This window comes from Phocaeicola sp. (assembly GCF_048170425.1).
Lineage (GTDB): Bacteria > Bacteroidota > Bacteroidia > Bacteroidales > Bacteroidaceae > Phocaeicola.
The window spans coordinates 1-4840 of record NZ_DBEXBB010000335.1; the positions used below are offsets into that span (position 1 = coordinate 1).

Annotated in this window: 5 protein-coding genes; all 5 read right to left on the reverse strand. The window is 44.4% G+C overall.

The annotated features are described in order from the left end of the window. Positions 1 to 200: 200 nt before the first annotated feature. Positions 201 to 1325 (reverse strand): aspartate aminotransferase family protein, encoded by a 1125-nt coding sequence (locus ACMJ0U_RS12685; RefSeq protein ID WP_417130233.1) that lies wholly within the window; start codon positions 1323 to 1325, stop codon positions 201 to 203. Between the two features lie 87 nt (positions 1326 to 1412). Next, entirely contained in the window at positions 1413 to 2381 is a 969-nt protein-coding gene (gene argC, locus ACMJ0U_RS12690; RefSeq protein ID WP_417130234.1) for an N-acetyl-gamma-glutamyl-phosphate reductase, read from the reverse strand. After that, entirely contained in the window at positions 2378 to 3586 is a 1209-nt protein-coding gene (locus ACMJ0U_RS12695) for an argininosuccinate synthase (RefSeq protein ID WP_417130235.1), read from the reverse strand. The genes argC and ACMJ0U_RS12695 overlap by 4 nt, the downstream gene beginning before the upstream one ends. A 73-nt stretch (positions 3587 to 3659) precedes the next feature. Continuing rightward, positions 3660 to 4229, reverse strand: coding sequence for a GNAT family N-acetyltransferase (locus ACMJ0U_RS12700; RefSeq protein ID WP_117670237.1), 570 nt, complete (start codon positions 4227 to 4229; stop codon positions 3660 to 3662). Between the two features lie 15 nt (positions 4230 to 4244). Beyond that, on the reverse strand, positions 4245 to 4727 hold the full coding sequence (argR, locus tag ACMJ0U_RS12705) for an arginine repressor (protein WP_417130236.1): 483 nt from the start codon (positions 4725 to 4727) through the stop codon (positions 4245 to 4247). Positions 4728 to 4840: the final 113 nt, after the last annotated feature.

Here is a 4840-nt window from a genome sequence, read left to right on the forward strand (position 1 = left end):
ACACTCTCACTACAAGGACAAGCCACATTATCTTTATAGCACTCAAAAACAATGCATAAATTCTGCAATATCCGAAATGAAAATATTATTATTTCATCCACTCGTTTAAAAGGCAAAATTCTGAAACAGGCTCTAAATACTTCGTATATTATTGGGTAAAATTTACCCCCGCTACAAGAACCTGTAACGGGGGTAAGTTCTTATTCAATTACGTTTTGCAGACGAGTCAAGAATTCATCCGCTTCGTTCATGCTCAGGCAGAGCGGCGGAAGTAGACGAACGACATTGGTACCGCTGACTCCGGTAAACACTTTCTGCTCGAAAAGCAGTTTCTGGCGAAGCTCCTTGATGGGTTCTTCAAATTCCATTCCAATCATCAAGCCGCGGCCGCGTACTTCTTTAATCCCTTTGAAGTTTTTCAATTCTTCCAATAAGTGGGCACCTACTTTAGCGGCGTTTTCAGTCAGATTTTCTTCTTTCATCACATCAAGTACAGCGACAGCTGCCGCACATGCCAGATGATTGCCTCCGAAAGTAGTTCCTAACTGGCCATATACCGGAGTGAATTTCGGACTAATCAGTACACCGCCCATTGGGAATCCGTTACCAATACCTTTTGCTACGGTAATTATGTCAGGACGTACGTCATTGTACTGATGAGCAAAGAATTTACCGCTTCGTCCGTAACCTGATTGGATTTCATCCAGAATCATGACGGTATTGGTTTCATCGCAGGCCTGACGGATGATTTTCATGAACTCTGTAGTAGGGAGCTGAATACCTCCTACGCCCTGGATGCCTTCAATGATGACTGCACATACATCGCCTTTGGCCAATTCGGCTTTCAGGGCTTCCGTGTCATTCAGCGGCAGGTATGTTACGTGGCCGTTGTCATTGACCGGTGCAATGATTTTGGGATTGTTGGTCACTTCTACAGCCAACGAGGTACGTCCGTGGAATGCTTTGGCAAACGAGATGATACGGGTACGTCCGTTATAGAATGAAGCTAGTTTCAAAGCATTCTCATTGGCTTCTGCTCCAGAATTGATTAAGAAAAGCTGATAGTCATCATAACCGCTGATGGCTCCCAGACGGTCGGCTACTTCCTGCTGTAACTTGTTGATTACAGAGTTGGAATAGAATCCTAATGTAGCTACTTGTTTGCTGATGGTTTCCACATAGTGAGGATGTGCGTGACCAATGGAGATAACGGCATGTCCTCCATAAAGGTCGAGGTATTCCTGACCTTTGTCGTCCCATACGTGGCAGCCTTTTCCTTTTACGATGTTTACATCGAATAAAGGATATACATCGAATAACTTCATATAATTAAGAATGAAGAATGAATAATTAAAAGCAGCAATCAAATAATTCTGCCTGGTTATTCATTTTCATTATTCACTATTCATTAATTAAAATGCGCTCGGTTTCAGTTTCAGTCCTACTGTTTCTTCCAGATTGAACATCAGGTTCATATTGTGTACAGCTTGACCGCTGGCTCCTTTCAGCAGGTTATCAATGCAAGAAATGATAAGCAGCTTGTCGCCATGTTTCTCCAGATGAATCAAGCATTTGTTGGTATTGACAACCTGTTTCAGGTCGATATTCTTGTCCACAATGTGGGTGAAAGAATCTTCTGCATAGTACTCTTCATACATTTTCACAATCTCTTCCAGTTCTACCTTGGTCTTTACCACGATAGTGGCAAAAATACCACGGGCAAAGTCCCCCCGGTAAGGAATAAAATCAATTTCTGAATGGAAGCTGTTCTGCAACTGTTTTAGTGACTGTTTGATTTCCGGCACATGCTGGTGCGAGAAGGGCTTGTAGATACTGAGGTTGTTGTTGCGCCAGCTGAAATGGCTGGTGGCTCCCGGTTTCACACCGGCTCCGGTACTGCCCGTAATGGCATTTACCATCACATCGTCGTTCAACATCAGGTGTTTGGCCAGTGGAAGGAGACCGAGCTGGATGCAAGTGGCAAAACATCCCGGATTGGCTACATGCTTGCTGTGGCAGATAGCACGACGGTTCAGTTCCGGCAGACCATAGATAAAGTCATGGTTGTCCGACTTGATGCGGTAGTCCATGGAGAGGTCGATAATCTTCAGCTCTTCCGGTACATTGTGGCTTTCCATGAATTTCTTTGTATCACCGTGAGCCGTACAGAAGAACAATACATCGATGGTGTCGAGTGGAAGTTCATCTGTGAATACTAAATCGGTTTCTCCATACAGGCCTTCGTGTACGTCAGTAATTTTGTTGCCCGCATTGCTGGAACTGTTGATAAATGCAATCTCTACATCCGGATGATTAAGCAGCAGGCGAATCAGTTCGCCTGCCGTATATCCTGCGCCTCCTATAATTCCTGCTTTTATCATACGTCTGCTTCGTCTTTATGGTTTGCATAATAGGCACGAAGCGGAGTAGACAACACCTTGATGAAGCCTTTAGCGTCTTCTGCAGTCCATCCTTTCTGCATTTCTCCGTATTCGCCGAACTTGTTCTTCACGAGGTCATCTTTCGATTCAACTCCTACAGTGGAGAATCCGTATGGACGGAGTTCCAGAATGGCTGTTCCGTTTACGTTACGTTGTGATTCGGTCAGCATGGCTTCGATGTCGCGCATTACCGGTTCCAGGTACTGGCTTTCATGAAGGAACATACCGTACCAGTTGGCTACCTGGTCTTTCCAGTATTGCTGCCATTTGCTCAGGGTATATTTTTCCAGGAAGCGGTGGGCACCGATAATCAGCATCGGAGCTGCGGCTTCGAATCCTACACGGCCCTTGATACCGATGATGGTGTCACCCACATGCATGTCACGACCGATACCGTAGGCTGCACCAATCTCTTCTACTTTCTGGATGGCTTTAATCTTGTCATCAAAGACTTCACCGTTTACGGCATACAATTCACCTTTCTTGAATTCCAGTTTCAGTTGTTCGCTACCTGTTTTTGTTACCTGTTTCAGGTAAGCGCTTTCCGGCAATCCCTGTGCAGAATCCAGAATTTCGCCACCGCAGATAGAAGTTCCCCAGATACCTACGTTGTAGGAATATTTCAGTTTGGTGAAATCTGCTTCAAAGCCGTTTTCTTTCAGGTAGTTGATTTCGTAGTCGCGGCTCAACGCCATGTCACGTGTCAGGGTGATGATTTCTACACCCGGAGCCATTACCAGGAAGGTCATATCGAAACGTACCTGGTCGTTGCCGGCACCTGTGGAACCGTGTGCAATGGCATGCGCTCCGATTTCGTTGGCATAACGAGCAATGGCCAATGCCTGGAAGATACGTTCAGAGCTTACGGAAATAGGGTAAGTACCGTTACGCAATACGTTCCCGAAGACCATGTATTTCAGGCTCTTTTCGTAGTATTCCTGTGTTACGTCAAGAGTTACATATTTCACAGCTCCCAGTTTATACGCATTTTCTTCGTTCTTTTTTAACTGTTCCGGGCTGAAACCACCGGTATTGGCGCATGCTGCATATACTTCATATCCTTTTTCCTTTGCCAGATACATTACGGTAAAGGACGTGTCCAATCCGCCGCTGAAAGCAACGACAACTTTTTTCTTTTCTTCCATGGTGCTTCTCTTTATATCGTGAAACTTTTCGCCTGCATGAGTTCAGGAGAAAGCCTCGAGATTATTTTTGTATTTAGAAATTGTTTATTTTATCGTCTGTATGCAAAGCCGGATCGTAAAGCATGGCTGTGCAGATACAGAATTTACGGTTTTTCGCCATCAGGATTTCGTGGTTGATACATCCCTCACATCCTTTCCAGAATGAATCGTCATCGGTCAACTCGTTGAAAGTAACAGGTACGTATCCCAGTTCTGTATTCATTTTCATGACTGCGGCCCCTGAGGTCAAACTGAAAATTTTGGCTTTCGGCCATCGCAGACGAGCCAAAGTAAAAGAGGCATGCTTGATACGTTTAGCCAGTCCGCATCCTCTGTATTTAGGATGGACAATCAACCCGGAAGTCGCTACGTACTGCTTGTTTCCCCATGATTCGATGTAAGTAAATCCGGCAAAATCATCTCCGCACAGTGCGATGATGGCTTTTCCTTCTTTCATCTTGGTAGCTACGTATTCGTGTGTACGCTCGGCAATACCCGTACCGCGAACTTTAGCTGCTTCTCTGATCGTGTCCAATATTGTGTCAACGTAAACCTCGTGTGAGGCGTCGGCTACCATTACATCAATTTGTTTAGTAGGTTCCATTTTTTGTTTTATCAGTTATAGTTGGTTTATATTCGGGATGATAGTTGAAAGAACATGCTTGACTTCAGTACGTGAACAGTTCTCACGGATTACCAGCATAATGGTATCATCACCGGCAATGGTGCCGATGATTTCATGGAAATTGTGCATGTCAATGTCGTATGCCAGACTGCTGGCATATCCCGGACGGGTCTTGATGACGGCGATATTGTTGGAGAATTCGATGGAGATAAATCCGTTGTGGCGCAGCATCTCACTGGCTTTTTGCGGTTCCGTCATGCGTTTGTACATCGTGTTGTTAGGAAGTACATACACATAATTCCCGTTCATGCTGGCGGCTTTGGCTACCTTCAGTTGTTTCAAGTCGCGCGACAGGGTGGCTTGTGTCAGCTGGAATCCTTCTTTCGTCAACTCTTGCAAGAGTTCGTCTTGACTTCCAATCTCCTTGCTGGAGATAATCATTTTTATTGAATCAAGTCTGCTATTCTTGTTCTTCATTGTATAATTATTCTTTTACGGCTGCAAAAATACGGATATATTTTGAATATCATGCATAAATTCTTACTTTTTTGTGCATTTATTCTGAAAAATGCATGAATATAATGAATAAA